The organism is Pseudomonas sp. I3-I5 (genome assembly GCF_022699445.1).
Lineage (GTDB): Bacteria > Pseudomonadota > Gammaproteobacteria > Pseudomonadales > Pseudomonadaceae > Aquipseudomonas > Aquipseudomonas fulva.
In genome coordinates this window covers 1,864,088-1,890,647 of sequence record NZ_CP093940.1, presented here as the reverse complement: position 1 = coordinate 1,890,647, position 26,560 = coordinate 1,864,088, and the positions used below count along the sequence as shown (strand labels likewise).

Below are 26,560 nucleotides of genomic sequence, written 5' to 3'. Positions count from 1 at the left end.
GTCATCTGCGCAGCGGAACTGATGGCCTGGCGCTCGACTCAACCCATGGCAACCGTGATTACAACAACCTGCAGAGGTGATCCATGAACGCCATCGAATTGCTGACCCAGGACCACCAGTTGGTCAAGAAACTGCTCGAAGAGTTGTCTTCGACAACGGAGCGCGCGGTGAAAAAGCGTGCCGAACTGCTGGAACGCATCAAGCAGGAAGTCACTATCCATACCGCGCTGGAGGAGGAAATCCTGTACCCGGCCATTAAAGAGGCTGGCGGCAAGGAAGAGGAAAAGATGTACTACGAGGCCAAGGAAGAGCACCGTACCGTCGATTCACTGGTGCTGCCTGACCTTGAAGGCACAGACACCGGCACGGTCGAGTTTGCAGGCCGGGTCAAGGTGATGAAAGAGTTGCTGGAGCATCATATCGAGGAAGAAGAAAGCGAGCTGTTCCCTACGGCACGCAAGCTGCTGGGTAAGCAGCAACTCGAGGAGATGGGCAAGACGATGATGGCGCAGAAGAAACTGCTCAAGGGCAAGTCGGAGCAGCGAGCCGCGTGATCAAGCCTGCGCGCCCCCTCAAGGGAGCGCGCAGCTCACCCGCTATTCTGCCGGCGATTCGGCATCGACCATCGGCGGTACTGGGGCCAGGGCAAAGGCCCTGCGTTGTTCGGATCGCCGCGCGAACGGGCGAGCGGGCAGCGGTTCCAGCTGTTGTGGCGTACCGGTTTCAAGCGCTCGCTTGATCGCCTCGACTACCCGTACATCGCGCCACCCCTCCTCCCCGTCGGGTTCGGGCGCTACGTTGTTGAGGATGCAGTCGGAGAAATAAGCAGTTTCCCCAGCAAATTGATCCACCACAGGGTTAACGTGCACACGCGTCTCGCCATCGATGGTGGCCCTGTAGCTGATCGCCACCCCTTCCCCATAACCAAAGCACGGTGAAGCCTCGATCTCGCCCTTGGTGCCCAATAGCTGGAACCGCTCGGTAGACGGCAAGGTATAGCTGACGGTGAACTGGGCCAGTCGTTCGTCTTCGAAGCGCAGGCTCACGGTGACCGTGTCCCAGGTGTCCATGGTGCTGCCAGGCGAGCGAACTCCCATGGCCGAGACTTCGATGGGTTCGGCGTTGAACAACTGGCGAACCATGTTCAGGGGATAGGGGCCCATGTCGGGCACCGGCCCGGCCTCGAAACCATTCTGGGCACGGTGGTTATTGGGCTTGACCCGCTGCGTGAAGATAGAGGTGAACAACCTGGGATCACCGAAATCGCCCTTGTGCACCCGCTCGATCATGTCCAGCGTGCCAGGCTCGCAGTGTAGACGGTAGGCAACCATCAGCTTCGCCCCAGTGCGTTTCGAGGCCTCGATCATGGCCTTGCAGTCGGCTTCGCTGATGCCCATGGGCTTTTCGAGCAATACATGAATACCGGCTTCGAGCGCCGGCACCACGAATTCACGGTGACGGAAATTAGGCGTTGCGATGTAGAGCGCATCCGCCTCCCGCGCAGCAAGCATCTGAGCATACTGGTCGTAATGGTAGGTGCGCAGGGCATAACGCTCGCCCAACTGTCGGGCTTTTTCCTCATCCCCGGTGACCAGGACGGTAATTTCCGAGTTGTCGGTCTGCCCGATACCAGGCATGAACGCACCCTGGGAAATCGAGCCCCCGGCCACTACACCATAACGGACCTTGCGTGCTGTACTGGGCATGACATCCCTCCTCTTGATCACGATTCAAAGCAGTACCTCTCAAGTGGGCAAGCCAAGGCTGGGTGAGGTTCAAAAAAACGTGTGTGCCCGCGCTGTCATGGCCATGCGTATCCGGGTAGAGGATCGATCTGAACCCGTCTTCAGCTGGCCTGTCCCACGAACAAACCAAGACCGAGGACAGCGCGATGGAGGATTGGATCGATTGGCTGGAATGGCCGGCCATGGTGCTGACGGTAGTGGCAGCATGGTGCATAGGGTCGCGGCGACCCGCCCGCCGCAAAGTCGGCTTCTGCTGTTTCATTGCAAGCAATCTGTTATGGGCGGCCTGGGGCTGGCACGCCGAGGCCTGGGCGCTGATCATTCTGCAGTTCACGCTGTGCGTCATGAATCTGCGAGGATGGAAGAAGAATACGAGGATGGAGCCGGGTTGACGTGGATCTAGGTGTAAGTGCCTTTGCCGGAGCGCCGGGCCGGCCCCGGTAGCTGAAGGTGTCAAGTTGAATGTCAGGCGCCCAGCTCAAATCGTGGGGCCGCTTTGCGGCCCATTGCAGCACTAAGCCGCTGGCTTCAATTTCGGGAAAGCCCAGCGCATGCAGCAAAACGACCCCATCGCTTAGCGATCCAGGCGCTTTTCGACGTTTTCAGTCTGCTGCTCGATCGCCCGCGTCTGCTCTTCCAGTTCCTTGATGGATGTCGGGGTGATCGCCTTGTCTACGGCCTCAGTGGCCGGATCAGGGCGTTCCAACACCGGATCAGGTGACTGCTCGCCTTTTTGCGCTTCCTCAGAGGAGATCGGACGCGGGACTTTGTCGCCGGTGTGGGTATGAGTGTCTTTCATGGGCATCTCCAACTTCAACAGGGTGTCTTTATGAGCAGAGCGCAACGCCGGGGAAAAGTTTGATCCGCTTCGCTTAGCCCAGGTGACTGCGAACCGTCAACGCATCACCCACGGCGGCGCCACTGGCTGTGTTGTCAAAGATGCACCAGGTGATCGCCCCCTGAACATGGGTACGTGTCACCTGCGCGCCAAGCTGCCGTAAGCATGGATCGGAATAAGCGCTGTGATACAAAACCGGTACGCCGTGCAACCGCCAATACGCTATGCCTGGCCATCCTGAGGGCTGGCCATCTAGCGCGAATCTAGGCGGACTTGCCGCCACCTGTCCCACCTGAAGGTCAATCAGCAGCGTTTGCGCTGAACGCCATGTCGCATGCCTAGGTTCGACGACGACCGGCTTGTCGGACCGGCGGCGCAGCGCTTCGAAAAAACGCCTGGCTACCGCTTCGTCAAAGCTTAGCGACGGTGGTAGCTGGACCAGCAAGCAGCCCAGTTTCTCCCCCAACTCCCCGCATTGGGCCAGAAAGCTGTCCAACGCCGTTTCACACCCTTGCAGACGCATCTCATGGGTAATGGCCTTGGGTACCTTGACCGAGAAGCGAAAGCCCTCAGGTGTCGATGCGGCCCAGCGCGCGTAGGTTTTCGGCCAATGGGGCCGGTAGAACGAACTGTTGATTTCCACAGCGCTCAGGCGCGCAGCGTAGCGCTCCAGATGGCTGCCTGCCTCGGGAAAAGCCGGGGCATGCTCCTTGGGCAGACTCCAGCCTGCACAGCCTAAGTAGATCATCTCAGTAGTCCGTTGAACTCACTCAATGATGGAGCCGCTTCAGTGTCAGGACGTTCCACTGGGCAGATCGATGGAACACCCGGCAACGGGCTGGGCACTAACGCAGCACATCCCAGAGGAATCCAACATGACTGACCCCAATCATCCAGACCCTTATGTGGACGACGTACCCCACAATCCGGGTGACACCATTGGTACACCTGAACAGGCGCCCACAGAGCCGGCTCCGGAATGGCCGGAAGGCCAGGTGCCACCTGAAGAACAATCTGACGGCTGATCGTTTCACACCTGGCGGCGTACGCTGCGCCGCCGCAAACCACTGCAATCACCAGGAGGGATCCGATGAAGTTCGCGCAGTTCTGTCAGTGGCTATCCAACCAGGCTGGCCGCCCCAGCACATTCCTGATGGCCATCGTGCTCATCATCATGTGGGCGGTTTCCGGCCCATGGTTCCACTACAACGATACCTGGCAACTGATCATCAACACCTCGACCACCATCATCACATTCCTGATGGTGTTTCTGATCCAAAACACCCAGAACCGGGACAACGACATCATTCACGTCAAGCTCGATGAGCTGATCCGCGCCACTCAATCGGCGCAACGTTCGGTGCTGGACCTGGAGGCCATGGACAGCAAGACCCTGCGCGAGCTGCGCAAGGAATACCGTGCGCTGGCTGCGCGTACCGGCGCAACGCTTGAAGACGATGTGCCGCATCCATGAGGAGCCCTCTCAGCGCATCGCTGGACGGGGCCCCACCTGTTGTCAATCGTGGGCCAATCAATGGCCTACGGGCGCACGGTCCCTTACCCGGTCTGCACTGTTCATCTTCTTATGATCGATGTGCACCCACCCTCTGATAACCACTCGCAGGGCAATTGTTTTGCTCGACGCCTGACACCTCGAAATCTTTGCTAGAGGAGGCAAGCCTTCATGAGCGATCGCATCATTACACTCTTCACCGATACCACGTTCTTCGGTATTTCCATTCTGAACCTGTTACTCGCCGTCACTGTGGCCGTCCTGACGTTCCTGGTGGCCAGGGCCGCCATAAGCTTCGTACAGCGGCGCGTCAAGCACTGGTCATCTCACTCCGGTGCCTTGAGCCATGTGGTTGAGAAAGTACTGTCAGGCACCAGCAACTCGCTACTGTTCCTGGCTTCACTGTTGGTGGGGTTGAGCATGCTCGACCTGCCGGAGCGTTGGTTGAGCCGGGTCGGCAGCCTCTGGTTCGTCGTCGCCGCGTTGCAGATCGGCCTGTGGGTCAACCGTGCCATCGGTCTGGGCCTGGACCGCTACTTCACCCGCCATAATCCGGACGGTTCCCAGCAGAGCAGTGCCCTTGCCACGTTGTCGGCCTGGGGTGCGCGGGTATTGTTATGGTCGATCGTGCTACTGGCCATGCTGTCGAACCTGGGCGTGAACATCACCGCCTTCGTCGCCAGCTTGGGTGTGGGCGGTATTGCGGTCGCCCTGGCTGTGCAGAACATTCTGGGTGACCTGTTCGCCTCGCTGTCCATCGCCGTGGACAAGCCGTTCGAGGTGGGCGACTTCATCGTCATTGGCCCATTGGCCGGTACCGTCGAACATGTGGGCCTGAAAACCACGCGCATCCGCAGCCTGGGCGGCGAGCAGATCGTCATGGCCAATGCCAGCATGATCAGCAGCACCATCCAGAACTACAAGCGCCTGCAAGAACGACGCATCGTGTTCGAATTTGGTCTTTCCTATGACACGCCTACCGAGGCGGTGAAGAAGGCACCCGGGATCGTAGAGGAAGCGATCAAGGCGCAAACGCAAGCACGCTTCGACCGCGCCCATCTGCGGGGCTTCGGCAAGGAAGCGCTTGAGTTCGAATGTGTCTATATCGTGCAGGACCCAGGCTACAACCTGTACATGGACATTCAACAGGCCATCAACTTCAAGCTGCTTGAGCGGTTCTCGAAAATCGGCGCCAAGTTCGCCGTACCGGTGCGGGCCATCAAGGTCACGGCGCTGCCGCAGGAGGCGAACGTGCATGCGCAAGGGCGAGATAACCTGGGTATGCGGGGGGCTTGAGAGCGTCACCTGTGACGCTTGAACGTGGCAGCGGACCCGGCGGTCCGCTGCCCTGCCGTCTCACATAGGCTCATCACCATTGACCTTGCCCAGTTCGGCACCGGTCATCGGTTGCAGGTCGGGATCGGACATGGTCCTTAGCTTCATGGCCTCCACTGCGTCCGCACTGGCTCCATCCAACGCCACCGAAGCCATACCGTTACCGCCATCCACAGCCGGCTGCGGCTGATCTACATAGACCCAATCCTGACCTTCGTTCCACGATCCGCGCACCTCACCGCCGTGGGACATGTTGAAGTAAGTGCGGTTGAACTCGGGATCACCCGGCATTTTGCCTTGCGGGAAGTTGGGCTGAATGGAATGCAGCGCCTTCTCGAAAGACATCTGATGGGCGATTTCTCGGCTCATCAGAAAACCGAGCGCATCTTTGATGCCGGGATCATCGGTCACGTTGATCAGACGCTCGTACACGATCTTGGCGCGGGCCTCGGCGGCAATGTTCGAACGCAGGTCTGCCGTAGGCTCTCCAATGGTGTCGATGTAGGCAGCCGTCCAGGGAATGCCTCCAGAGTTCACCAGCGCAGCGCCACCACCATACAAAAGGCTGGTGACATGCGAGTCGTTACCCGCGCCCGTGAGTGATCGATACAGTTCACCCTCGGCTTCCACACCCTCGGCCAAACGGCCTTTGGCACCTTTGTTGAGCATCACCACAATCGACCCAATGATCTCGAGGTGGCTGAGTTCTTCGGTGGCGATATCGAACAACATGTCCTTGCGCCCTGGATCATCCTCGGTCACGGCCTGGGTGAAATAACGCATCGCGGCGGCAAGTTCACCCTGGGGCCCGCCAAACTGTTCGAGCAACAGGTTCGCAAGGCCGGGGTCGGGCCGGGAGACACGGACGGTGTACTGCAATCGTTTGTTGTGCATGAACATCGGTAAATCCTCATCATCGTGCCGACGCAGCGGGCGCCACACCGGTCGTTTCAACGTTGATCAACGATTCTCATCGCTAGGTCGGCCAGCCGTTTGGCCTGGTCGTTTGCCCCTCTCGGGGTCACACAAGTGAGCCCTGTGTTCTCAAGGGACCGACGCCCCACGGCCTATCGCGCAAGTAATTCACATCAGGCTGACGAAACGCGCCAAGCAATGGCGTGCAAGTAGTGGATGGGGAAAAGTCCATGGCGGCAATAACCCAAGGCACGTTCAATGGCGCGCGAACGTGCCGGGCGCAAGTTGTCCAAGATATGGCTTACTGGCGAGACTCTCGGCAGGTGGCCCTCGAATGTGCCGCTAAGCCGGTGAGCTGCACTGCCCACCGATTTCCTTTCAAAGCGTTTGCGAGGCACGACAGAGTGACTCAATGGCGCCTACCAGCTCGTCGTAGTGCACGGGCTTGGTCAGTTGCAGGTCGAAGTGCGCGACCCGACCCTCCCGGCTTGGCGGGCTGACCCCATAGCCACTCAACGCGATTGCAGGCGTCGCCTGATACTGAGCTTGTTCACGAATCGCCGTGATGAATGCGTGCCCGTCCATTTCAGGCATGCCGATATCGGTCAGTATCACATCGAACCGGTGCCCTCCCACATTCTCCAGCGCCTCAACCGGATTGAGGAACGTAGTAACGTGGGCGTCTTCCATTTCCAGCAGCATCCGCATGACGTCCACAACGTCCGCAGAATCGTCTACCAGCAAGACATGAACGCCCTTGAGCCTGCCTTCACTGGGCCCAGCGTCTGGGTTGGCTGCGCCCTTCCCAAGGGTGCGCTGCGACAGCGGCAGCTGAACACTGAATGTTGAACCAAGCCCCAGCCCCGCCGAGTGTGCGCTCACAGTACCGCCATGGGCCTGCACCAGTTGCTTGACCAGTGACAACCCGATGCCCAGGCCGTCACCGTGATGACGGGTGTGGTGGGGCTGCCGAAACAGCTCGAAGATGTCTGTCACATCATCTGCAGACAGGCCAGGGCCGTTGTCGCTGACAGCCAAACGCACGTTTTTTTCGGTAAGTGAGAGCTCGACCGTGACCCATGCCTGCGGGCCGCTGAACTTCAGGGCATTGTTGATCAGGTTCCAGATGATCTGCTCAAGCCGCCTCGCATCACCATGAACCACCATCGGACCGCGCGGTTCGGGCAGTACGAGGAGGATCCGGGCCGTGGGGTATTCCTCAATGGCCATGGCATGTATCGACTTGAGCATATCGGCCAGATCCAGAAGCTCTTTCTTGAGCATGAGCTTTCCGGTCCGCAGGCGAGCGACGTCTAGCAAATCATCGATGATGCGGGTCTGGCTGGTCACTGCGTCGTTGATCACGGCAAGCGCCTTGCCACCCTTGGCCGTGTACTGCACGGCAGGCAGTCGGCGCAATATCTCGGCATTGAGCTGAATGAGGTTCAGCGGATGCTTGAGCTCGTGCGACATGAAGGCGAAGAACTCATCCTTGAGCAAGCTGCTGGTACGTGTCTCAGCCAGGCGCTTGCCCTGTTCATCCTGCAGGTGCTTCTGCCCCGTCATATCACGGGCAATCTTCACGTACCCCGGGGTATCACCACGCAAGCGCGCCGTTTCCCCGCTGCAGTACAAGCGGCTCCCGTCGCGACGCAAATGCCAGCGCTCGTCTTCGGCACGCCCATTTACCTGGGCTTTGCGCAATTCGGCTTCAGGTACACCAGCAGCTCGATCCTGGTCCGTGAACAGCACGTCGAAATGGCTGCCGGCAATCTGCTCGGCACTGTGGCCGAAGATAGACTCCGCACCGCGATTCCACTCACAGATGACGCCGTTGCCGTCCAGGATGATGATGGCAAAGTCCTGGGTGCTTTCCGCTACCAGTCGCATGCGCTCCTGTCCCAGGCGCAGGTCCTGTTCAGCTTCACGCCGTTTGGTGATGTCGATGAACGTGAGCACCGTACCGTCGATGTGGTCCTCGCTCGAGCGATAAGGCAACAGACGAGCGATGTACCAGCGTCGGTCACTGCTACTGACCTCTCGTTCCCTGACGGTCAGCGATTGATGAACCGCAGCAGCGTCCTCGGTCATTTTCGGATAATCGAGCCGATGGGTGATATCCAGCAGCGAACGGCCCGTGTCCGTCTGGCGCATGCTGAAGATGTCCTGCGCTCGCGGCGTGAACCAGCGGATATGCATATTGCGATCCACGAACACTGTGGCGATGTCGGTAGAAGCGATCAGGTTGGCCAGGTAGTCGTTGATCTTGTCGGTTTCTTCGACCTTGCTCTTGAGCTCGAAATTGACCGTGAGCAATTCTTCGTTGATCGACTGAAGCTCTTCCTTGCTGGTTTCCAGCTCTTCGGTAGCCAAGCGCAGCTCTTGGTTGATGGCTTGCATTTCTTCGTTGGAAGCTTCTAGCTCTTCGCTGGAGACTTCCGACTTTTCGATGGTTTCCTGCAGGTGCAGCTTGGTGCGATGCAGCTCGCTCTCCAGGCTCGTCATCACCTGATTTTGATTTTGCTCGACGGGGATGTTGGCGGCGACATTGGCGCGGAAAATCCGGTTGCGTTTATCGACCGCCTTGAACAGCTCCGGGCACAGGTCAGCAGACTCCGAGGAGCCCATGAACAGGTAGCCGCCAGGGCGTAGCGCGAAATAGAACATCTGCAGCATTTGTTTCTGGATCTCGCGATCCAGATAGATGAGCACGTTGCGACACACGATCAGGTCTACCTGTGAGAAAGGCGGGTCGCAAAGCAAGCTGTGCCTGGCGAACAGAACCTTCTCACGAATTTCCTTCCTTACCCGGTAGTGATCGTTCTCCTTGGCGAAGTACTGGCGCAGGCGCGTGGTCGATACATCGGTGATGATCGCCTCCGGGTAGATCCCCGCCCGACCTATGGCAATCGCGCGCTCGTCGATGTCGGTGGCAAATACCTGCAGCTTGAGCAGAGCAGGCTCAAGTTTGCGGTGTTCGGCACACAGTATCGCCAGGCTGTAGGCCTCTTCTCCCGTTGAGCAGCCAGCGGACCAGATTCGCACGTCTTCACGCTTGTCCTCAGGGCCACCTGGGTTCAAGACAACGCTCAATACCAAGCGCTCGAGCGCCTCGAAGGCTTCCCGGTCGCGAAAATAGTTCGTCACACCGATCAGCAGGTCTTCGAGCAGGTTCTTTGCCTCATCAGGGTGCTGCTCAAGATGACGCAGGTAGCTCGGCAGGTCGGCCCGGCCAGTGATCTGCAAGCGGCGTTCGATGCGCCGTATGACCGTCGCGCGCTTGTAGTGCTGAAAATCGTAACCGGTACAGTTGCGCAGGGTCATGAGAATGTCCTGCAGCGCCTGCTCGCTATCCTCTCCCGCTTGCGCAGCCTTGGCTTGGATTCCGGCCTCTGCATCGGCGACACGGATGCTGCGCATGCCCATCCAGAAACCGAGCAGTTTTTGCGGTATGTCGGCTACCGGCAGTATCGCATCGACCAGTCCGGTGGCAATGGCAGCCAGCGGCATCCCGTCGAATTCGGCATCGGCCGGGCTCTGCACCAAGGTGATGCCACCTTGCTCCTTGATACGCGACAAGCCCACTGCACCATCACTGCCTGCACCGGAAAGCACTACACAGTAACTTCGCTGCTTGTGCACATCGGCCAGATCACGGAAGAACAAATCGATGGCGACATGCTTTCCCAAAGGCCGCGAAGAGGGAACGACCTTGAGGTGGCCGTCAGTCATGATCGGTTGCCAGGCAGGTGAAATGACATAGACGTGATCGGGCTCGATGGGCACGCAGCTGTTTACCTGTACGACCGGCATGGAAGTCGCGGCCCGAATGATCCCGTCCGCGACGCGCTGATGATCGGGCGAGAGGTGCAGCACGATGACGAATGCCATGCCGCTCTCAACCGGCATGTGTTCGAAGAAAACCTTGAGCGCGGCGATACCGCCTGCCGAGGCACCAATGCCTACCACCGGAAACCCAAGCTGGCTGGGTACGGTTCGATCTGTGTTGGCGGCGGTGCTGGACGGGCTGTTCATCGTTGGTTCCTGTCTGAAAACATCCACGAAGTGACGTGGTTTTCCTGTATGACCCCCGTCAAGCGCCGGAACACCCGGAAAAAACCGCATGCCCTGCCAGGCGGTCGGTTGGCACTTCATCGCCCTAGGGAAAGGCCCGTTCGTCGCCTACAGGGCACGCCGTGGTAGTGCAGCCTGACGAACACTACGAGGACACCTCATAAAAGGAGCTTCATCATGACAATGCTAAAACCTTCTTCCTTGCTGCTTGCACTCTGCCTGGGTGCGTCCGCGCCAATGGTCATGGCAGCTACCAACATGAACGATCAGCACACCCCCAGCATGCAGTCGGGTGATCACGGGACCATGAATGGCACCGGCGGCGCTACCGGTTCCGGCACCCCAGGGGACGGCATGGGTACCGGCAGTGGCACCGGAAGCAATGGTACGGACGCCACGGGTGGCGATGGCACAACCTCAGGCTCGGGTACCGGTAGTGGGGCGAACACGGGTCCCGGCGGCACCGGGAGTGGCTCAGGCATGGGCGGTACCGGGAGCGGCGACATGGGCGGTAGAGGCGACATGGGCGGCAGCGGAGGTACCGGTATGGGCAGTGGGACCGGGAGCGGCGGTACAGGTGGCGGTACGGGCGGCGCAGGCGGCTCGGGTGGTGGTAGCTGATCATCAGGGGTACTTGATCATCGCAAAGGCTCACCGAGCCTGATACCTGGAATCTAAGGGCTGCTTCGCAGCCCTTCCTGTAAACGGCAGCGATAGAGGCTCGAGGCTGGCGTGACGACTAAACCTAGACACGGCACACATGCCAGCAGCCCCGATCAGCGGCTCTACAGCACGGATATTCCTGCCCGCCTTGATCGACTGCCATGGACCCGGTTTCACACGTTGCTGGTGGTGGCGCTTGGCATCACGTGGCTACTGGACGGCCTGGAAGTCACCCTTGCCGGGTCACTGGCCGGCGCCCTGAAGGACAGCCCTGCTCTGGCCATGAGCAACCGCGACGTTGGTCTGGCTGGCGCCATCTACATCGCAGGGGCGGTGCTCGGCGCACTCTTTTTCGGATGGCTGACCGACCGCCTGGGCCGGCGCAAACTGTTCTTCATCACCCTGGCGCTCTACATCGGGGCCACCGCAGCCACGGCATTTTCCTGGAACCTGTGGAGCTTTCTGGCATTTCGCTTTCTCACAGGCGCGGGCATTGGTGGGGAATATACGGCCATCAATTCGACCATCCAGGAGTTCACCCCAGCGCGCTACAGGGGCTGGGTCGATCTGACCATCAACGGCACATTCTGGCTCGGCGCTGCGCTGGGTGCAGTGGGCGCCATCGTGCTTCTGGACCCGTCGATCGCGAACGGCGACCTCGGATGGCGCCTCTGTTTCGGCACCGGCGCCGCGTTGGGATTGCTGATCATGCTGATGCGGCTGTGGGTGCCGGAGAGCCCGCGGTGGCTGATGATTCACGATCAGCCCGAAGCTGCTGAGCGTATAGTGGCCGATATCGAGCGCAAGTGCCGCGCTCAAGGCTTGAGACTGCCTGCGGTAGATGTTCCGCCCCTGCAATTGCGTGCCAGGCATCACACGCCTTTGCCCGAGATATTTCACAGCCTGTTCGTGGTCCACAGACGCCGGGCCATGGTAGGCCTGACGCTGCTCACGGCGCAGGCGTTTTTCTACAATGCCATCTTCTTCACCTATGCCCTGGTGCTGACCGATTTCTACGATGTGCCCTCCTCCAGCGTTGGCTGGTATGTCCTGCCGTTCGCGCTCGGCAACTTCTGTGGCCCGCTGTTGCTCGGGCGGCTGTTCGATGTGCTGGGGCGGCGCATCATGATCAGCGCCACGTATGCCCTGTCGGGCATACTGCTGACCCTGAGCGGCTACCTGTTCGAACAGGGGATGATCGATGCCATCGAGCAAACGATCGCCTGGATGGTGATCTTTTTCTTCGCATCGGCTGCGGCCAGCTCTGCCTACCTTACCGTCGCAGAAACCTTCCCGCTGGAGATCCGCGCTCTGGCCATTGCCGTGTTCTATGCATTCGGCACAGGGCTCGGTGGCATGGTGGGGCCGACGTTGTTCGGTGCCTTGATCGAATCGGGCGAGCGCACCCAGGTCTGGTATGGGTATCTGCTCGGCGCCGCGCTCATGCTGGTAGCGGCATTCGTTCAGGCCGTTTACGGCGTAGCCGCAGAGCGCCGGTCACTGGAGCACGTTGCCCGTCCCCTTTCTCAGGTGGAGTTCGCCGATTAAAAGGGCCACCGCCCGTCCGCCAACCGGCACTTGAGCGCGTGCTGGCCTTCAACCCTATATCCATCAGAGAAGAGCGGCGACCATGGCACGCGGCGACAAGGACAAGTACACCCAAGAGCAAAAGCGCAAAGCCGAGCACATCGAGCAAAGTTACGAGGACAAAGGGCTCTCCAAGGACAAAGCCGAGGCGCGCGCCTGGGCTACGGTGAACAAGCAATCCGGTGGGGGCGACAAGCAAGGTGGCTCTGGCAGCAAGACCAGCAGTACAGACAAGGAAAGCGCACGTTCGGACTCTGCCAAACGAGCTGCCAAGACCCGTGAGGGGCACGCGCGCAACAGCTCGGCTTCCCTCGAATCGCAGACCAAGGAAAGTCTGCTCAAGGAGGCACGCAGCAAGGACATCAAGGGCCGCTCGACCATGACCAAGGCCGAGTTGATCGAAGCGCTGCGCAAGCACGGTTGATTTGCACGAACGGGTTATTCCGGTCGGCTGAACCGCTTCAAGTCCGTTGAAACTTTAGTATTCCCTGTCAAGTCCAGAACTTATCCGAGACGCGGCAGGAGAAGACAATGAGCGGCACTGTAGGCGATTTTCTGGTCGAGCGGCTGTACCAATGGGGCGTACGCCGCATCTTTGGTTACCCAGGCGACGGGATCAACGGTGTGTTCGGCGCCCTGAACCGCGCGGGCGGCAAGATCGAATTCATCCAGGCCCGGCACGAAGAGATGGCTGCCTTCATGGCCAGTGCCCACGCCAAGTTCACTGGCGAGCTGGGCGTCTGCATCGCGACGTCCGGCCCGGGTGCTTCGCATCTGCTGACCGGTTTGTACGACGCGCGCATGGACCATCAGCCGGTGCTGGCCATCGTGGGCCAGCAGGCGCGCGCAGCCTTGGGCGGTCACTATCAGCAGGAGCTGGACCTGGTCTCGATGTTCAAGGACGTCGCTGGCGCGTTCGTGCAACAGGCATCCACGCCTGAACAGGTACGTCATCTGGTAGACCGCGCCGTGCGCACGGCCGTTGGAGAGCGACGTGTGACTGCCGTGATTCTGCCCAACGATCTGCAGGACCTGCCCTACGAAGACCCGCCCCGCGCCCATGGCACCGTTCATTCGGGCGTTGGTTACAGTAAACCCAAGGTGGTCCCCTTCGATGCCGACCTGCAACGCGCCGCCGATGTGCTCAACGCCGGACGCAAGGTCGCCATCCTGGTCGGGGCCGGCGCGCTGGGTGCCAGTGACGAGGTAGCAGCAGTGGCCGAGCAACTGGGTGCTGGCGTTGCCAAGGCCTTACTGGGCAAGGGCGTGCTCCCCGATGAGCTGCCGTGGGTGACTGGCGCCATCGGCCTGCTCGGGACGGAGCCGAGTTACAAGTTGATGGCCGAATGTGACACGCTGCTGATGATTGGTTCTGGCTTCCCGTATTCCGAATTCCTACCCAAGGAAGGTCAGGCGCGCGGCGTGCAAATCGACCTGCAACCCGACATGCTCAGCCTGCGTTATCCCATGGAGGTGAACCTGGTCGGTGACGCGGCGCAGACCTTGCAGGCATTACTACCTTTGCTGCACCCGCGCCCTGATCACAGCTGGCGCAAGAAAATCGAGAAGTGGCGCGCCAGCTGGGACAAGACATTGACCAAACGCGCTTTGGTCAAGGCCGACCCGATCAACCCGCAGCGAGTGGTGCATGAGCTGTCCCCGCGCCTGCCGGACCAAGCGATCATATCCAGTGATTCAGGTTCGTGCGCCAACTGGTACGCCCGCGATCTGATGATCCGCGAAGGGATGCAATGTTCCTTGTCGGGGGGCCTGGCCTGCATGGGTGCGGCCGTACCTTACGCCATTGCTGCCAAGTTCGCCCATCCGACCCGGCCGGTGATCGCCCTGGTGGGCGACGGCGCCATGCAGATGAACAACCTCGCCGAACTGATCACAGTGGCCAAATACTGGCAGCAGTGGGAAAACCCCACGTGGATCTGCGCGGTGTTCAACAACGAAGACCTCAACCAGGTGACCTGGGAGCAGCGCGTGATGGAGGGCGATCCGAAGTTCGAAGCCTCTCAGTCGATCCCTGATGTGCCTTATCACTTGTTCGCCATCTCGATTGGTCTTGAGGGTATCTACGTCGAGCGTGAAGAAGATGTCGCTCCCGCTTGGGAGCGTGCCTTGGCGGCCGATCGCCCGGTCCTGATCGAGTTCAAGACGGACCCCAACGTAGCGCCACTGCCGCCGCACCTGAAACTTGAGCAGGCCAGGAAGTTTGCGACCACCTTGCTCAAGGGTGACCCGGATGAAGCCGGCGTGATCGTGCAGACCGCCAAGCAAGTGCTGAGCGCGGTGCTTCCAGGCAAGAAATGACAAGGGCCTGGCGCTTGGGATGAACGTTCCGGGCGCCTGACCAGTCGCACTCCATAGACACAGCCTACTGTGCGCAATCGAACCGTGAGGACCTACCATGACTGCACTCCCTGAACAGGGCGCTGCACAGCAGACCCTGAACTTCACCCTCAATGGCCAACCCCAGGCCCTGACAGTACAACCCTGGACCACCCTGCTCGACCTGTTGCGTGAGCAGCTGGACCTGGTGGGCACCAAGAAAGGTTGCGACCATGGCCAATGCGGCGCCTGCACCGTGCTGCGCGACGGCCGCCGGGTGAACGCTTGCCTGACCCTGGCCGTGATGTGCGAAGGTGCCGACCTCGTCACCATCGAAGGCCTGGCCGAGGGTGACCAACTGCACCCCATGCAGCAGGCATTCATCAGTCAGGACGCCTTCCAGTGCGGTTACTGCACCCCTGGCCAGATCTGCTCGGCCGTGGGCCTCGCCAATGAAGGTCACGCCCATACCCGTGCCGACATCCGCGAGCAGATGAGCGGCAACCTTTGCCGCTGCGGCGCTTACAGCAACATCGTGGCCGCCGTCGAACAGGCCCTGCCGCTGATCAAGAGGGCCCGCACATGACCCCTTTCAGCTACCACAAGCCTGCCTCGCTGGACGAGGCACTGCGCCTGACAGATGCGTCCTCGCGTTTTATTGCAGGCGGGACCAACCTGGTCGACCTGATGAAGGAAAATGTCGAACGGCCCGAGCGACTGATCGATATCACAGGACTGGAACTTGACCGTATCGAGTCCTCCAACGCGGGCGGTGTAATGATCGGCGCGTTGGTCAGCAACGCGGACCTGGCCTGGGACCCGCTCATCCGCCAGCGTTACCCACTGCTGTCGCAAGCGATCCTGGCCGGTGCATCGCCTCAGTTGCGCAACATGGCAAGCACCGGCGGCAACCTGCTGCAACGTACGCGCTGCTACTACTTCTACGACACCGGTACGCCTTGCAACAAACGCGAACCCGGCAGCGGTTGCCCGGCACGCAGCGGCTTGAATCGCATTCATGCGATTCTCGGCGCCAGCGAGGCTTGCGTGGCGACTCATCCTTCGGACATGTGCGTGGCATTGGCTGCCCTGAAGGCCGTGGTGCATGTGCAAGGGCCCGCCGCCAAACGCCAGATTCCGTTCGCCGAGTTCCATCGCCTGCCCGGCGATACGCCGCAGCAGGACAACCACCTGGCGCCTGATGAGCTGATTACCGCCATCGAGCTGCCTGATCAAGGCTTCGCCGAGCATTTCCGCTACGTGAAAGTACGTGATCGTGCCTCCTATGCCTTCGCGCTGGTCTCGGTCGCCGCTGCCCTGCACATCGAAGGCGGGATTATTCAGGAGGCCCGCATCGCCTTGGGTGGCGTGGCCCACAAGCCATGGCGCAACGAAGCTGTCGAAGCGATGTTGCAAGCAAAGGCGCCCAGCACCGAGCTCTTCACGCAAGTGGCCACTGCCCTGCTGCAAGGGGCACAACCCCTGAGCCAGAACGGCTTCAAGGTGCAACTGGCACAACAAGCCATCATTCGGGCATTGAACGAGGCCGCCGCCGGCGGCAGCCTCGAGGGGGACGCGCAATGAGCAAGGTAGTAGGAACCCCAGCGGACCGCGTCGACGGCGCAGCGAAGGTCACCGGCCAGGCACGTTATGCCGCCGATTACCCGGAAGAAGGCCTGCTGCACGGCAGCGTCGTTTCCAGCACCATCGCCCGCGGCCGGGTGGTCAAGGTCAACAGCGACAAAGCGCTACAGGTGCCAGGCGTGGTGGCAGTACTGGACCACATCAACCGTCCGCGCATTTCCAGCTACGACGATGACTACAGTGACGATGATGCAGCCGAGGGCTCACCCTTCAGGCCGTTGTTCAATGACCGCGTGTTCTACAGCGGTCAGCCCGTCGCACTGGTCGTCGCACAGACGCTGGAAATCGCTCGGCATGCGGGCTCGCTGGTCGAGATCGATTACAGCCAGGAAAGCCATGAATCCGACCTGGAGAAGGTACTGGGTCAAGCACACGAGGCGCCGGCTGAAACACCTGAGCCCCGTGGTGACTTCCCAGGCCGGTATGCCAGCGCCCCTACCCGCGTGGACGCCACCTACTGGACGGCCAACGAACACCACAACCCGATGGAGCCCCACGCCTCCACCGTGTGCTACCAGCTCGATGGTAGCCTGGTCATCCACGACAAGACCCAAGGCACGCAGAATTGCCAGGAATACGTGCACAACGTATTCGGACTGCCCAAGGAAAAATTGCGCGTCAAGGCAGCCTTCGTCGGTGGCGCCTTCGGTTCCGGCCTGCGTCCCCAGTACCAGCTGCCCCTGGCGGTCATGGCTGCCCTGCACCTGATGCGCTCGGTGCGCGTGACCTTGACCCGCCAGCAGATGTTCACCTTTGGCTACCGTCCACGCACACAGCAACGCCTGCGCCTGGCGGCCGATGAGCAAGGCCGCCTGTCTGCCATTGGGCATGACGCCATCGGCCAGACGTCACGGTTTGAAGACTTTGCCGAGCACGTCGTCGAGTGGAGCGGCATGCTGTACCAATGCGACAACGTCGCGTTGAGCTACCGCTTGGCCCCACTGGACGTCTACACCCCATTGGACATGCGCGCGCCGGGTGCAGGTTCGGGCATGGTGGCGCTGGAGTGCGCCATGGACGAACTGGCCTGCGCAACAGGGCTGGACCCGGTCGAGTTGCGGCGACGAAACTTCGCCAGCCACAATGGCAATGAGGGTAAGCCTTACTCGAGCAAGGAATTGCTAGCCTGTTACGCACAAGGGGCCGAGCGTTTTGGTTGGGCCAAGCGCCAGGCTGCGCCCGGCTCGATGCGGGACGGCAATCAACGCATAGGCTGGGGCATGGCCGGCGGTGTATGGGAAGCCATGCAGATGCAAGCCAGCGCCAAGGCGCGTCTGGGCTGTGACGGGCACTTGACCGTCAGCAGCGCCACCACGGACATCGGCACCGGCACCTATACCGTCATGACGCAGATCGCTGCCGATGCCGCGGGCCTCGACATGGCCGATGTCACGTTCCTGCTTGGCGACTCCTCCTTGCCAAAGGCGCCGTTGCAAGGTGGGTCGTTCACCGTGTCCTCCGTCGGTTCTGCCGTGCGCAAAGCGTGCCTGGAGCTGCGCAAGCAGGTTGTCGAGCAAGCCAGGCAACAGCACCAGAGCCTGGCCAGCCTGGACGATTCCGACTTCTTGATCGCAGGTGGCCAGGTGAGCGCCGGTGAGCATTCGTTCGCCCTCGCCGACCTGCTGCCCAGTGCCCAGCAGGCCTGCTTCGAGGTGCAGGTCGAGGCGGGCCCTGACGACAAGCGCAAGCCCTACTCCACTGCCACCCATTCGGCGGTCTTCGTCGAGGTATCGGTGGACGAAGACCTGGGGACCGTGCGCGTCAAGCGCGTGGTCAGTGCGGTGGCTGCAGGCCGGGTCGTCAACCCCAAGACAGCGCGCAGCCAGATCCTGGGGGGCGTGGTGTGGGGCATCGGCATGGCGCTACACGAAGAAACCCAGACCGACCATGCGCTGGGCCGCATCCTCAACCACAACCTGGCCGAGTACCACGTGCCGGTGAATGCCGACATTGATGATATCGAGGTGATCTTTGTGGAAGAGCACGATGATGTGGTCAACGAGCTGGGCTCCAAGGGCGTGGGCGAGATCGGCGTGGTAGGTGTCGCTGCGGCCGTGGCCAATGCCATTTATCACGCCACCGGCAAGCGGGTCCGTGAGTTCCCGATCACCTTGGACAAGCTGTTGTAAACGGGCCCTGCCCTCTGGAGTAATCGCATGCCACGCCTGGGTTTCGCCTGCATGTACCGACACCCGCACCGCAGCTTGTCGGTCAAGGAGCTGGAGACCATCGAGCGTACGTTCAACCCGCGCAGCACGACGCTGCGTTGGGTTTCGGGCGCCTCCCGCGAGGCGGCTCGGAACAAGTTGCTTGAACTGGTGGAACACAACCTCCAGGCCCAGCTGCGCTTGCTCGACTATGTGGCCCAGCTGCCCCAGGCGCTGCGCATGCTGCGCCTGAGCAGCGACCTGCTGCCGCTGTACAGCCACCCTAGCGTGGCCCACGTGTACCGCGAGGCCGACTTTCAAGCGCTGATGGCCGAACGTTTCGCCGCCATCGGTGCTTTCGCGCGCGCCAGGCACATACGCCTGTCATTTCACCCTGGACAGTACTGCGTGTTGGGCTCGGACCGCCCCGAGGTGGTGGAGAACAGCCTGGCCGAATTCGAATACCATGCCGACATGATCCGCATGATGGGTTACGGGCAGGTCTTCCAGGACTTCAAATGCAATGTGCACATTGCCGGCCGGCTGGGCGGTGCGGGGATTCGCACCGTATGGCCACGCCTGTCCGAGGTGGCCCGCAATGTGATCACCTTCGAGAATGACGAGAAGACCTATGGGCTCGACGACTGCCTGGCGTTGGCTGACCTGGCGCCGGTGGTGCTGGATATCCACCATTGCTGGATTCATGAGGGTGACTACATCGACCCGGGCGATACGCGAGTTGAGCGGGTGATCGAGAGCTGGCGCGGCGTACGCCCCACCATGCACTACTCTCAGCCCCCGGAGCACCTGCAGGCGCTGGGGTTCGGGCCTGATCGCAAGCTGGTGATCGGTGAGTTGCTGGAACAGGTGAACAAACGCGATCTGTACGCCCACAGCGCTCGCATGTGGAACCGCTGGACGAACCGCTACGCACTTCAGTTTCTCGACAGGTTCGACATCATGTTCGAGTCCAAGGACAAGAACCTGGCCACGCTTGACTACTTCAACGACTACCTGGCTTGATCGGGCCGGGCAGGCCCTCAGCCGCTTCCGGTCAGGTCACCGGCCACTTCGCAGCCGTTGCGACAGCTGCACTCGTACTCGGCCTGTGCGCGAGTAGGCAGGTTCAGGCTCAGCCTGACCTTGTCCTGCGTGTCGTACAGGTCGTAGCCCTCCCCCAGTGATGATGGAAAGCCGAGTCGCCGTGGCAGCCATTCTTTTGTTTGCGGTACAGCTGGAACCACAACGAATCGCATCTGCATGATCATCCCTCACCGGCCGTTCCTTAGTATTAGTCACGCTAAGAGAAAGCATCAAGTAGACTCATGCATGTTTATGACGTTCATTAAGTCGTACGCGCAGGTAACTGGCTGTAAGCGCAGCTTTGACGCCTGGCCAGCGCTCCCCCTGTGGGAGCGGCCTTGCCGGGGCATCGGACCGCTCCCATAGGGGAACTCAAGAGATGATGGATGGGGTACAGGGCAGCTGGAAAGATGCGTATAGGATCGTGCAATCAGGCGCTTGAGCTCCTGACCTTATTAGCTGACTCCAGCCGACTTGCGGCTGCGCCGACTCCCCAACTCGATCCAGGTCGGGGCATGGTCACTGGCCTTGGGCTCATTGCGCACCCAGGCATCGACGCCCGCTCGCTTGAGGTACGGCGCCAGGTCCCGGTTGAGCAGCAGGTGATCGATGCGCAGACCCGCATTGCGCGCCCAATGGTTGCGGAAGTAGTCCCAGAACGTGAACACCTACTCTTGCGGATGCAGGTGCCGGATAGCATCGATCCAGCCGCTGGCCAGTAAACGCTCGAAGCAATCGCGCGATTCGGGTTGCAGCAGCGCATCCTTTTGCCAGGACTTGGGGTCGTAGATATCCAGGTCCGTGGGCACGACATTGAAGTCACCGGCCAGGACGGTGGGGTGACCACTGCCCTGCAACTGCCGGGCATGCTCGATCAGGCATTCGAACCAACGCAGCTTGTAGTCGAACTTCGGCCCTGGTTGCGGGTTGCCGTTGGGGAGGTACAAACACCCTATCAACACCCCATGCACCGCTGCCTCCAGATAGCGGCTCTGGGTGTCGTCCTCCATGCCCGGCAAGCCTCGCCGTACCTCGAGCGGCTCGCTGCCGCGCGCCAGGATCGCCACTCCGTTCCAGGCAGGTTGGCCCAGGTGCAGATACCCGTAGCCAGCGGCTTCCAGAGCCTCACCCGGGAACTGATGGTCGGGTGCCTTGAGCTCCTGAAGGCAGACTACATCGGGCTTTTCACGTTCGAGCCAGGCCAGCAGTGCAGGCAGCCGGCTGCGAATGCCGTTGATGTTGAATGTGGCAATCCTGAGCGCTTTCATGTGTCAGGGTCGATTACATGGGCGCGCACGGCATCTTCGAGGGCATGCACATGCGCCTGGTCGGCCAAGGCCTTGAGCGCCAGCCAATCGTCCCAATCGATGATGCCATCGTCACGCAACGCTTCGGCGGTACGCACCAGTTCATGGTGGTAGGCATCGGGTGACTCACGGCGGTAGCTGATGTCGTCGTACTGCGCGTACCAGGCCGCGAGTTCAGGGATACTGCGTTCGATACTCATCGCACTGCTCCTGTGAAACCCTTTGGGGTTGTGAGCCTGCCTTGAGCGCATCGTTCAACTCAGACGCTTCGCGTCACGCCACCGTCGACCCGGATATTCTGCCCGGTGATGTAGGCGGCGCCGTCACTTGCCAGAAACGCGACCGTGGCGGCAATTTCGTCGCTGCTGCCATAGCGCTTGAGCGGCACGCTGTCGCGACGCTGCTCAAGGGCCGGCAAGCTGTCTATCCACCCCGGCAGCACGTTGTTCATGCGCACATTGTCACGTGCATACGTATCGGCGAAAAGTTTGCTGAACGCAGCGAGCCCGGCACGCATCACGGCGGAAGTGGGAAACAGATCACTGGGTTCGAAGGCCCAGGCACTGGAAATATTCACGATGACCCCGCCGCCCTGGCGCTGCATCACCGGCGTGACCAGGCGTGTCGGCCGGATGACGTTGAGCAGGTAGGTCTCCATGCCGGCATGCCAGTCGGCGTCGCTCAGTTCCAGCACAGGCCCCCGAGGCCCGTGGCCAGCACTGTTGACCAGGACGTCGATGCGGCCCCACCGCTGCATGACTGCCTCGACCAGCCGCTCGAGGTCCTCCATGCACTGGTTGCTCCCCGTCACGCCCAGCCCGCCCAGCGTCATGGCCAAGGCCTCTCCCTTGCCAGAGGACGAAAGAATCGCGACCTTGTAGCCATCGGCGGCCAGGCGCCTGGCCGCCGCCGCGCCCATACCGCTGCCACCTGCGGTAATGATTGCAACCTTTTCGTTTGTCATGCTGCCTCCTGTGATGGGCATCGAGTGGGTACAGGAACCAGGCTACCAAGGGGCAGAGAAGCGAGGGAGATAGCTCCCAACGCGTCAGCCAGTAGTTTTTCTATCGCCTGCGTCTGACCTGAGCCAGTCGATGACCCACTGCAGCTGCTGCGCGTCTCGAGCTTTGCGTGGCCACACCAGGTAGAACGCCTTGTCTGGGCGCAGATGCGATTCGGCAACCTGGACCAGGCGCCCTGCGTCGATCTCCTGAGCCACGAAGGCGCGTTCTGCCAGCGCAATGCCCTGCCCGCCAATGGCCGCGTCAATGGCCAGTGATGTCTGGTTGAACTGGACTGACCTTGCACCAACGGCGGGGTGACCGGGATAGACCTGCGCGCGATAAGACGGCCACAAGTCGTGGGCATCACACAGAGCTACATAGCGCTCCAGTGTTGCGAAGTCTTCAGGCGGGCCAAGCGCCGCTACCAGGGTGGGGCTCGCCACCGCGATGATCTCCGAACCCATCAACAGTGCCTGCTCAAGCCCTGGCCCGAAAGGTGGCCGCCCGTAACGCACGGCAAGGTCGACGCCGTCGGTATGAAAATGCGACAGACGATCGGTGGCCAGTACTCGCACATCCAATGTCGGGTAGCGCTCGGCCAGTCCACCGAGCCTGGGGATCAGCCACTTGGCGGCGAAAGTGGGTGTCACGCTGACGGTGATATGGGAAGGCGCAGGGCGCAGCCGGCGCGTTGCCTCATCGAGCATGGCCATTGCCGTACGCACGGTCTCGCTATACCCGCGGCCAGCGTCGGTCAATGCCAGGCCTCGAGGCAGGCGTTCGAACAGGCGTACCTCCAAGGCACGTTCCAACCCCCGAATCTGCTGGGCCACGGCGGGCTGGGTGACACCCAGCTCTTCGGCGGCCAGGCCAAAATTGAGATGCCGCGCCACGACCTCGAACACCCGCAGGGCGCCAAGGGACGGCAACTCGGAAAAAACGGCAGGCATAGGGGGTAGGCGATCCAGGCTGGGCAGGTTGGCACGAGGCTAGCCCCATCCGTGCAGGAAGTCGATGAGCGTCCAGGACTGGGTACTCGCCTGGTGATATGGAATCGATCAGCAACTCTCCGGCTGCACGCTCAAGCAGGCACGAATACACTCCTTTGCAATTGCCAGAAAGAAGCGCTGGTACTATTAGCTCACCGCTTGCCCACACGGACCGTCAGCATGCAAATACGCACCCTCTATCGCCATGAACTCGATCAGGCCAATGCTCTGTGCATGGCTTCGTTCATGCATTCGGTAGCGCCACTTTTGCCTGCGCAGGCCATCACGACATTCACCGAAGTGGCGAGCGTGAGCGCCTTTGCAGAGCGATTGCAAGGTGACAACCTCATGCTGGTGTGCGAGGTCCAAGGAAGGCTTGCGGGGCTGGTCGAACTCAAGCAAGGCTGTCATGTGGCAATGCTCTTCGTATGCCCCGCTCGTCAGCGCCAGGGTATCGGCCGCCGCTTGATCGAGGCCGCTCTCGGCCATGCCCGCAGCCAGACGGTTACGGTAAGCGCGTCGCTGCCATCGGTGGCGGCCTATCAGCGTTATGGCTTCAGCCAGGCAGGTGAAGTTGGGGAGCACGCGGGGCTGATTTACCAGCCAATGCAAAAGGTCTTGAGCATGTGAAGCCTTACGCAGGCCCATGGCGCTGAAGTTTTTGATCAGATGGACACTCATTGTGTCTATGTAAAGGCGGGCACTGCTGGTGAAGTACCAGGGCAGCCACGCCATTCGTTTTTCCGGAGACACTGCATGCTTCGTATCTTTGAGCGTAGGCTCGACCCTTTCCCTCCCGATGAGGTGCCGCCGCCCCCCGTTGGCCTCATGCCTTTCCTGTGGGCGTGCACCCGTGGGGCGCGCGGCTACATTCTTGCGCTGGCCCTGCTCAGCGCTAGCGTGTCCCTCTACGAAGCCTGGCTGTTCAGCTTCCTCGGCCAGGTGGTGGACCTGCTGTCAGCCTGGCAGGCCGGCGACACCGCTGCCGCCCAGGAAAGCCACGTGTTGTGGGGCATTGGCATCGTGCTGGTGATCAGCATCGGCCTGGTGGCGCTACGCACCATGGTCCAGCACCAGGTGCTGGCCATCAACCTGCCGCTGCGACTGCGCTGGGATTTTCACCGGCTGATGCTGCGCCAGAGCCTGTCGTTCTTCTCCGACGAGTTTTCAGGGCGCGTCACCACCAAGGTCATGCAGACTGCACTGGCCGTGCGCGAGGTGCTGTTCACGGTCATCGAGATCCTGCCCGGCATTGGCGTTTATTTCATCGCCATCATCGCCCTGGCCGGCGGCTTTGCCTTGAAACTCATGCTGCCGTTCATTGCCTGGCTGGTGCTATTCGGGCTGGCGATGGTTTATTTCGTTCCACGCCTGGGCGCAGTAGGCGAAGAGCAGGCCCACGCGCGGTCGTCGATGACCGGGCGCATTTCCGACGCCTACACCAACATCACTACAGTCAAGTTGTTCTCGCACTCCAAGCGCGAAGCCCATTTCGCCCGAGCGGCCATGGAGGACTTCAAGCAGACCGGTTTCCGGCAGATGCGTCTGGTGAGCCAGTTCGAGATCGTCAACCAGGCGTTGGTGGTAGGGCTTATCCTTGGTGCAGGCGGTTATGCGCTGTGGCTGTGGCACCAGGGCCAAGTGGGCACCGGCGCTGTGGCGGCCATCACTGCCATGGCCCTGCGCATCAATGGCATGTCGCACTGGATCATGTGGCAGATGACCTCACTGTTCGAAAATATCGGCACACTGCAGGACGGCATGGCCACCCTGACGCGCGGTCCGAAAGTGCAGGACGCCCCGGACGCCACCGCTCTGGTGACCCGTGGTGGCGCAGTGACATTCGACAAGGTCAGTTTCAACTACAACGGTGAGCGCCAGGTACTGACCGACCTCAGCCTGGACATCAAGCCGGGTGAGAAAGTGGGCCTGGTCGGCCGCTCCGGTGCTGGCAAGTCGACGCTGATCAACCTGCTGCTGCGCTTTTACGACGTGGACAGTGGCCAGATCCGTATCGATGGCCAGGATGTAGCCAAGGTCACCCAGGACAGCCTGCGCAGCGCCATCGGCATGGTGACACAGGATACGTCACTGCTGCATCGCACCATACGCGAGAACATCGCCTATGGACGGCCGGACGCCACCGACGCGCAAATCCAGGCCGCCGCCCGCGATGCGCAAGCCGACGGGTTCATCAGCCAGCTCAGCGACCAACAGGGCCGCACCGGTTACGACACCATGGTCGGTGAGCGCGGTATCAAGCTGTCCGGTGGGCAACGTCAGCGCATCGCCATCGCCCGGGTGATGCTCAAGAACGCACCTATCCTGCTGCTTGACGAGGCAACCAGTGCACTGGATTCGGAGGTAGAGGTCGCCATCCAGGAAAGCCTGGACGAGATGATGGAGGGCAAGACTGTAATTGCGATTGCCCATCGCCTGTCTACGATCGCCGCCATGGATCGTCTGATCGTGATGGATGAAGGGCGCATCATCGAGCAAGGCACCCACGCCCAGCTGCTCGAGAAAAACGGCACCTACGCGCGCCTGTGGCAGCACCAGAGCGGTGGTTTCCTTGGCGAAGACCAGGGTATGGCGCACGCGCTCAACTGAGTGGGCGCACGCTGACCCGTTGCCTGGACGGATGATGTTCGAGCGTTAACCCATCGCCCCTGTGTCGTTGATCGGGGGCGATGGCGTTGCAAGTACGAAGACACCGTTTGCGCTCGTCGCTTGCCTCACGGGTATGAATGACTTGGTTCAAAACCTGCGAAACGGTATCCTCCGGTAGCTTAAAGCCACCAGTTAGGCATTCATTGTCTGCCCCTCAAGGAAGAGCCTTTGCCCAGTCAGTCATCGCGTCACACCATCGCCCGCCAGTGGGAACTCCTCAAGCTCCTTCCGGGCCGCGATCCCGGCATGAGCTGCACGCAGTTACAGGCGGCACTGTCGAGCGCGGGCCATGCCACGACCAAGCGTACGGTCGAGCGTGACCTGGTGGAGCTGGCAGGGCTGTTCCCGTTGCAGTGCAACAGCGCGTGCATGCCGTATAGCTGGCACTGGCAGCCCGGACGCAAATTGCGCGATGGGGCACCGCCCGCGCCAGGAGATGCGCCCGCTCAAGTGGAATTGCACGCCTGGGTGGACGAGTCGCTCTACCATCATCTGGAGATGCATCCGCTGGGCACAGGTATGCGCCTCACATGCCTGCCCAACGGCGGTGCCATCCTGGTCACAACGGTAGCGGATGATCGAGCGTTGATGGGCTGGCTGCTGTCCCAGGCCGGAGCGATCCGCGTTCAGGGGCCGCAATCGGTGCGCCTGGCCTTGCTGGAGCACTTGCGTCAGAGCCTGGCACTGCACGACACCGGCGCTTGAGCAA

Annotated in this window: 25 protein-coding genes and 1 pseudogene; 16 read left to right on the top strand and 10 right to left on the bottom strand. The window is 61.0% G+C overall.

The window, feature by feature from the left end:
* Positions 1–83: 83 nt before the first annotated feature.
* The gene (locus MOP87_RS08565; protein WP_027914745.1) at positions 84–554 is read left to right on the top strand and encodes a hemerythrin domain-containing protein; all 471 of its coding nucleotides are present in this window, start codon (positions 84–86) and stop codon (positions 552–554) included.
* Positions 555–596: 42 nt separating this feature from the next.
* On the opposite strand, the gene MOP87_RS08560 is transcribed toward MOP87_RS08565, so the two are convergent.
* Positions 597–1,706, bottom strand: a complete 1,110-nt coding sequence (locus tag MOP87_RS08560) for a Gfo/Idh/MocA family oxidoreductase (RefSeq protein WP_242810400.1) — start codon at positions 1,704–1,706, stop codon at positions 597–599.
* A 185-nt stretch (positions 1,707–1,891) separates the two neighbouring features.
* On the opposite strand from MOP87_RS08560, the gene MOP87_RS08555 reads away from it, so the two are divergent.
* Positions 1,892–2,137 (top strand): hypothetical protein, encoded by a 246-nt coding sequence (locus MOP87_RS08555; RefSeq protein WP_027914743.1) that lies wholly within the window; start codon positions 1,892–1,894, stop codon positions 2,135–2,137.
* Between the two features lie 182 nt (positions 2,138–2,319).
* On the opposite strand, the gene MOP87_RS08550 is transcribed toward MOP87_RS08555, so the two are convergent.
* Together MOP87_RS08550 and MOP87_RS08545 are read right to left on the bottom strand one after the other, a co-directional pair.
* Positions 2,320–2,544: a hypothetical protein gene (locus tag MOP87_RS08550; RefSeq protein WP_027914742.1), complete on the bottom strand. Its 225-nt coding sequence runs from the start codon at positions 2,542–2,544 to the stop codon at positions 2,320–2,322.
* Positions 2,545–2,617: 73 nt separating this feature from the next.
* On the bottom strand, positions 2,618–3,331 hold the full coding sequence (locus MOP87_RS08545) for a DUF72 domain-containing protein (RefSeq protein ID WP_242810399.1): 714 nt from the start codon (positions 3,329–3,331) through the stop codon (positions 2,618–2,620).
* Between the two features lie 127 nt (positions 3,332–3,458).
* Between MOP87_RS08545 and MOP87_RS08540 the strand changes: the two genes are divergently transcribed.
* The 3 genes from MOP87_RS08540 (at position 3,459) to MOP87_RS08530 (ending at position 5,392) form a co-directional block, all read left to right on the top strand.
* A complete protein-coding gene (locus tag MOP87_RS08540) occupies positions 3,459–3,608 on the top strand; it encodes a hypothetical protein (RefSeq protein ID WP_154665190.1) in 150 nt (49 codons plus the stop codon).
* 65 nt (positions 3,609–3,673) lie between these two features.
* Positions 3,674–4,057 (top strand): low affinity iron permease family protein, encoded by a 384-nt coding sequence (locus MOP87_RS08535; protein WP_042139293.1) that lies wholly within the window; start codon positions 3,674–3,676, stop codon positions 4,055–4,057.
* Between the two features lie 210 nt (positions 4,058–4,267).
* Positions 4,268–5,392 (top strand): mechanosensitive ion channel family protein, encoded by a 1,125-nt coding sequence (locus tag MOP87_RS08530; protein WP_028687000.1) that lies wholly within the window; start codon positions 4,268–4,270, stop codon positions 5,390–5,392.
* Between the two features lie 60 nt (positions 5,393–5,452).
* On the opposite strand, the gene MOP87_RS08525 is transcribed toward MOP87_RS08530, so the two are convergent.
* Both MOP87_RS08525 and MOP87_RS08520 read right to left on the bottom strand, forming a co-directional pair.
* The gene (locus MOP87_RS08525; RefSeq protein WP_128610571.1) at positions 5,453–6,331 is read right to left on the bottom strand and encodes a manganese catalase family protein; all 879 of its coding nucleotides are present in this window, start codon (positions 6,329–6,331) and stop codon (positions 5,453–5,455) included.
* A gap of 393 nt (positions 6,332–6,724) precedes the next feature.
* Positions 6,725–10,381 carry a CheR family methyltransferase gene (locus MOP87_RS08520; protein ID WP_242810398.1) on the bottom strand — a complete coding sequence of 1,219 codons (3,657 nt, stop codon included), beginning with the start codon at positions 10,379–10,381 and terminating at the stop codon, positions 6,725–6,727.
* A gap of 216 nt (positions 10,382–10,597) precedes the next feature.
* On the opposite strand from MOP87_RS08520, the gene MOP87_RS08515 reads away from it, so the two are divergent.
* From MOP87_RS08515 to MOP87_RS08480, 8 genes are all read left to right on the top strand, one after another.
* Positions 10,598–11,041: a hypothetical protein gene (locus MOP87_RS08515; RefSeq protein ID WP_027914738.1), complete on the top strand. Its 444-nt coding sequence runs from the start codon at positions 10,598–10,600 to the stop codon at positions 11,039–11,041.
* 111 nt (positions 11,042–11,152) lie between these two features.
* Complete coding sequence (locus tag MOP87_RS08510) at positions 11,153–12,631, top strand: MFS transporter (protein ID WP_242810397.1); 1,479 nt, start codon at positions 11,153–11,155, stop codon at positions 12,629–12,631.
* Positions 12,632–12,713: 82 nt separating this feature from the next.
* Positions 12,714–13,094, top strand: coding sequence for a hypothetical protein (locus MOP87_RS08505; RefSeq protein ID WP_027914736.1), 381 nt, complete (start codon positions 12,714–12,716; stop codon positions 13,092–13,094).
* A gap of 107 nt (positions 13,095–13,201) precedes the next feature.
* Entirely contained in the window at positions 13,202–14,989 is a 1,788-nt protein-coding gene (locus MOP87_RS08500) for a thiamine pyrophosphate-requiring protein (RefSeq protein ID WP_132578774.1), read from the top strand.
* Between the two features lie 97 nt (positions 14,990–15,086).
* Positions 15,087–15,593 (top strand): (2Fe-2S)-binding protein, encoded by a 507-nt coding sequence (locus tag MOP87_RS08495; protein WP_023536023.1) that lies wholly within the window; start codon positions 15,087–15,089, stop codon positions 15,591–15,593.
* Positions 15,590–16,591, top strand: coding sequence for a xanthine dehydrogenase family protein subunit M (locus tag MOP87_RS08490; RefSeq protein WP_242810396.1), 1,002 nt, complete (start codon positions 15,590–15,592; stop codon positions 16,589–16,591). Before MOP87_RS08495 ends, MOP87_RS08490 begins: the two co-directional genes overlap by 4 nt.
* On the top strand, positions 16,588–18,780 hold the full coding sequence (locus tag MOP87_RS08485; RefSeq protein ID WP_242810395.1) for a xanthine dehydrogenase family protein molybdopterin-binding subunit: 2,193 nt from the start codon (positions 16,588–16,590) through the stop codon (positions 18,778–18,780). The genes MOP87_RS08490 and MOP87_RS08485 overlap by 4 nt, the downstream gene beginning before the upstream one ends.
* A gap of 27 nt (positions 18,781–18,807) precedes the next feature.
* Entirely contained in the window at positions 18,808–19,821 is a 1,014-nt protein-coding gene (locus MOP87_RS08480; protein WP_242810394.1) for a UV damage endonuclease UvsE, read from the top strand.
* Positions 19,822–19,838: 17 nt separating this feature from the next.
* Here the strand turns inward: MOP87_RS08480 and MOP87_RS08475 are convergent, their stop codons facing one another.
* From MOP87_RS08475 to MOP87_RS08455, 5 genes and pseudogenes are all read right to left on the bottom strand, one after another.
* A complete protein-coding gene (locus MOP87_RS08475; RefSeq protein ID WP_049696160.1) occupies positions 19,839–20,066 on the bottom strand; it encodes a hypothetical protein in 228 nt (75 codons plus the stop codon).
* A gap of 270 nt (positions 20,067–20,336) precedes the next feature.
* Positions 20,337–21,149, bottom strand: a pseudogene (gene xth, locus MOP87_RS08470) (exodeoxyribonuclease III).
* Complete coding sequence (locus MOP87_RS08465) at positions 21,146–21,388, bottom strand: hypothetical protein (protein WP_023536082.1); 243 nt, start codon at positions 21,386–21,388, stop codon at positions 21,146–21,148. The pseudogene xth and the gene MOP87_RS08465 overlap by 4 nt, the downstream one beginning before the upstream one ends.
* A gap of 59 nt (positions 21,389–21,447) precedes the next feature.
* Complete coding sequence (locus tag MOP87_RS08460) at positions 21,448–22,152, bottom strand: SDR family oxidoreductase (RefSeq protein ID WP_027914729.1); 705 nt, start codon at positions 22,150–22,152, stop codon at positions 21,448–21,450.
* 84 nt (positions 22,153–22,236) lie between these two features.
* Positions 22,237–23,142, bottom strand: coding sequence for a LysR substrate-binding domain-containing protein (locus MOP87_RS08455; RefSeq protein ID WP_027914728.1), 906 nt, complete (start codon positions 23,140–23,142; stop codon positions 22,237–22,239).
* 219 nt (positions 23,143–23,361) lie between these two features.
* Here MOP87_RS08455 and MOP87_RS08450 point away from each other — a divergent pair, with 219 nt between their 5' ends.
* The 3 genes from MOP87_RS08450 to MOP87_RS08440 all read left to right on the top strand — a co-directional run bounded on the left by MOP87_RS08450 (position 23,362) and on the right by MOP87_RS08440 (position 26,556).
* Positions 23,362–23,811, top strand: a complete 450-nt coding sequence (locus MOP87_RS08450) for a GNAT family N-acetyltransferase (protein WP_242810393.1) — start codon at positions 23,362–23,364, stop codon at positions 23,809–23,811.
* A 126-nt stretch (positions 23,812–23,937) separates the two neighbouring features.
* Entirely contained in the window at positions 23,938–25,791 is a 1,854-nt protein-coding gene (locus tag MOP87_RS08445) for an ABC transporter ATP-binding protein (RefSeq protein ID WP_027914726.1), read from the top strand.
* A 228-nt stretch (positions 25,792–26,019) separates the two neighbouring features.
* Complete coding sequence (locus MOP87_RS08440; protein ID WP_027914725.1) at positions 26,020–26,556, top strand: WYL domain-containing protein; 537 nt, start codon at positions 26,020–26,022, stop codon at positions 26,554–26,556.
* The last annotated feature ends 4 nt before the right edge of the window (positions 26,557–26,560 follow it).

What these genes read in the sequence shown, in the direction of transcription:
- MOP87_RS08560 (WP_242810400.1), bottom strand. Translation starts at nt 1,706, where the DNA reads ATGCCCAGTACAGCACGCAAGGTCCGTTATGGTGTAGTGGCCGGGGGC.
- MOP87_RS08505 (WP_027914736.1), top strand. Translation starts at nt 12,714, where the DNA reads ATGGCACGCGGCGACAAGGACAAGTACACCCAAGAGCAAAAGCGCAAA.
- MOP87_RS08515 (WP_027914738.1), top strand. Translation starts at nt 10,598, where the DNA reads ATGACAATGCTAAAACCTTCTTCCTTGCTGCTTGCACTCTGCCTGGGT.
- MOP87_RS08490 (WP_242810396.1), top strand. Translation starts at nt 15,590, where the DNA reads ATGACCCCTTTCAGCTACCACAAGCCTGCCTCGCTGGACGAGGCACTG.
- MOP87_RS08550 (WP_027914742.1), bottom strand. Translation starts at nt 2,544, where the DNA reads ATGAAAGACACTCATACCCACACCGGCGACAAAGTCCCGCGTCCGATC.
- MOP87_RS08555 (WP_027914743.1), top strand. Translation starts at nt 1,892, where the DNA reads ATGGAGGATTGGATCGATTGGCTGGAATGGCCGGCCATGGTGCTGACG.
- MOP87_RS08530 (WP_028687000.1), top strand. Translation starts at nt 4,268, where the DNA reads ATGAGCGATCGCATCATTACACTCTTCACCGATACCACGTTCTTCGGT.
- MOP87_RS08445 (WP_027914726.1), top strand. Translation starts at nt 23,938, where the DNA reads ATGCTTCGTATCTTTGAGCGTAGGCTCGACCCTTTCCCTCCCGATGAG.
- MOP87_RS08545 (WP_242810399.1), bottom strand. Translation starts at nt 3,331, where the DNA reads ATGATCTACTTAGGCTGTGCAGGCTGGAGTCTGCCCAAGGAGCATGCC.
- MOP87_RS08540 (WP_154665190.1), top strand. Translation starts at nt 3,459, where the DNA reads ATGACTGACCCCAATCATCCAGACCCTTATGTGGACGACGTACCCCAC.
- MOP87_RS08525 (WP_128610571.1), bottom strand. Translation starts at nt 6,331, where the DNA reads ATGTTCATGCACAACAAACGATTGCAGTACACCGTCCGTGTCTCCCGG.
- MOP87_RS08460 (WP_027914729.1), bottom strand. Translation starts at nt 22,152, where the DNA reads ATGACAAACGAAAAGGTTGCAATCATTACCGCAGGTGGCAGCGGTATG.
- MOP87_RS08455 (WP_027914728.1), bottom strand. Translation starts at nt 23,142, where the DNA reads ATGCCTGCCGTTTTTTCCGAGTTGCCGTCCCTTGGCGCCCTGCGGGTG.
- MOP87_RS08480 (WP_242810394.1), top strand. Translation starts at nt 18,808, where the DNA reads ATGCCACGCCTGGGTTTCGCCTGCATGTACCGACACCCGCACCGCAGC.
- MOP87_RS08495 (WP_023536023.1), top strand. Translation starts at nt 15,087, where the DNA reads ATGACTGCACTCCCTGAACAGGGCGCTGCACAGCAGACCCTGAACTTC.
- MOP87_RS08565 (WP_027914745.1), top strand. Translation starts at nt 84, where the DNA reads ATGAACGCCATCGAATTGCTGACCCAGGACCACCAGTTGGTCAAGAAA.
- MOP87_RS08450 (WP_242810393.1), top strand. Translation starts at nt 23,362, where the DNA reads ATGCAAATACGCACCCTCTATCGCCATGAACTCGATCAGGCCAATGCT.
- MOP87_RS08500 (WP_132578774.1), top strand. Translation starts at nt 13,202, where the DNA reads ATGAGCGGCACTGTAGGCGATTTTCTGGTCGAGCGGCTGTACCAATGG.
- MOP87_RS08475 (WP_049696160.1), bottom strand. Translation starts at nt 20,066, where the DNA reads ATGATCATGCAGATGCGATTCGTTGTGGTTCCAGCTGTACCGCAAACA.
- MOP87_RS08465 (WP_023536082.1), bottom strand. Translation starts at nt 21,388, where the DNA reads ATGAGTATCGAACGCAGTATCCCTGAACTCGCGGCCTGGTACGCGCAG.
- MOP87_RS08520 (WP_242810398.1), bottom strand. Translation starts at nt 10,381, where the DNA reads ATGAACAGCCCGTCCAGCACCGCCGCCAACACAGATCGAACCGTACCC.
- MOP87_RS08535 (WP_042139293.1), top strand. Translation starts at nt 3,674, where the DNA reads ATGAAGTTCGCGCAGTTCTGTCAGTGGCTATCCAACCAGGCTGGCCGC.
- MOP87_RS08485 (WP_242810395.1), top strand. Translation starts at nt 16,588, where the DNA reads ATGAGCAAGGTAGTAGGAACCCCAGCGGACCGCGTCGACGGCGCAGCG.